Origin of the sequence: Actinosynnema sp. NPDC059335 (assembly GCF_042752395.1) — a bacterium.
Classification (GTDB): domain Bacteria; phylum Actinomycetota; class Actinomycetes; order Mycobacteriales; family Pseudonocardiaceae; genus Actinosynnema.
The window spans coordinates 1-1,235 of record NZ_JBHYXZ010000329.1; the positions used below are offsets into that span (position 1 = coordinate 1).

The window sequence follows — 1,235 nt, forward strand, 5'->3', positions numbered from 1 at the left end:
GGGTGCGGGGGGGGTTGGGGGCTGCGGGGGGACCCCCCGGCCCTGCCGGGGGTCCCACCCTGCCCGGTGGGCGCCGGGGGGGGGCCCCCGCGGCCCGTCACGGCCGGGTGGTCGTCACCGCCGGGTCCGCCGCCGACGCCCGCGCGCGACGGGCCACGGCGAAGCCGAACACCAGGGCGGTGAAGAACATGACGAAGCCGTAGGTCACCGAGGGCATCGCCATCTCGGTGCTGTCGAGCAGGGTCGGGCTCATCGCGATGGCGATCGACAGCGGCGCGTTGTGCAGGCCGATCTCGAACGCCGACGCGATCGACTCGCGCCGGCCGACCCGGAACAGGCGCGGGCCGAAGTAGCCGACCGCCATGCCGAACAGGTTGAACAGCACGACCACGGCGATGATGTCCCCCAGGATCCGGAAGACCTCCTCCCCCAGGCCGCTGAGCACGCTGGCGATCATCATGACCAGCACGATCACCGACAGGACCTTCACCGGGCGCTCCATGCGGACGGCGAACGAGGTGAACCTCGCCCGCAACGCCATGCCCACGGCGATCGGGATCAGCACGATGGAGAAGACCTGGACGACCTTGTCGAACTGCAGGCCGATCGAGCTGTCCGCGCCGAGGAAGCCCGCCACCGACAGGTTCACGATCAGCGGCAGGGTGAACATGGCCAGCACCGAGTTGACCGCGGTCAGCGAGATGTTCAACGCCACGTCGCCCTTGAACAGGTGGCTGTAGAGGCTCGCCGTGCTGCCGCCGGGGGACGCGGCCAGCAGCATCATGCCGATCGCCAACTCCGGCCGCAGGTCGAACGCGACCACCAGGCCCAGGCAGATCGCCGGCAGCACCAGCATCTGGCCGACCAGGCAGACCACCATCGCGCGCGGGTACCTCACCACGCGGCGGAAGTCCTCCAGGGTCAGCGTGAGGCCGAGCCCGAGCATGATGACGGCCACGGTGATCGGGAACAGGAGGAGAACCGTGGAGTTGCTCATGCCGCCCTGCCTTCCGCTCGGCTGCGAGGTACAGGGAGTCTCACACCGGCGCGCGGCCCGCTACTTCTCCGCCGTTGCCGTTCACGTCCGTTCAGGGTGTCCGGGGGCGGGTCGACCCGAATGCCGGGTACGTCCACGCGCGGGGGCCGCCCGGCGGGGGGGGGGCGCGGCGCGGTCGCGTAGGTGCCGTGGGTTGGCGGCCGCAGGGGGGGGGGGGGGCGCAGCGCGGCCTCCCGCC

1 protein-coding gene is annotated in these 1,235 nt (G+C 71.8%); it reads right to left on the bottom strand.

What is annotated here, in order from left to right:
- Positions 1 to 97 precede the first annotated feature (97 nt).
- Positions 98 to 997, bottom strand: coding sequence for a bile acid:sodium symporter family protein (locus tag ACFXGA_RS40215; RefSeq protein ID WP_378098491.1), 900 nt, complete (start codon positions 995 to 997; stop codon positions 98 to 100).
- Between the last annotated feature and the right edge of the window lie 238 nt (positions 998 to 1,235).

Excerpts from the sequence above, each read along its gene's own strand:
- ACFXGA_RS40215 (WP_378098491.1), bottom strand. The coding sequence starts at position 997 with ATGAGCAACTCCACGGTTCTCCTCCTGTTCCCGATCACCGTGGCCGTC.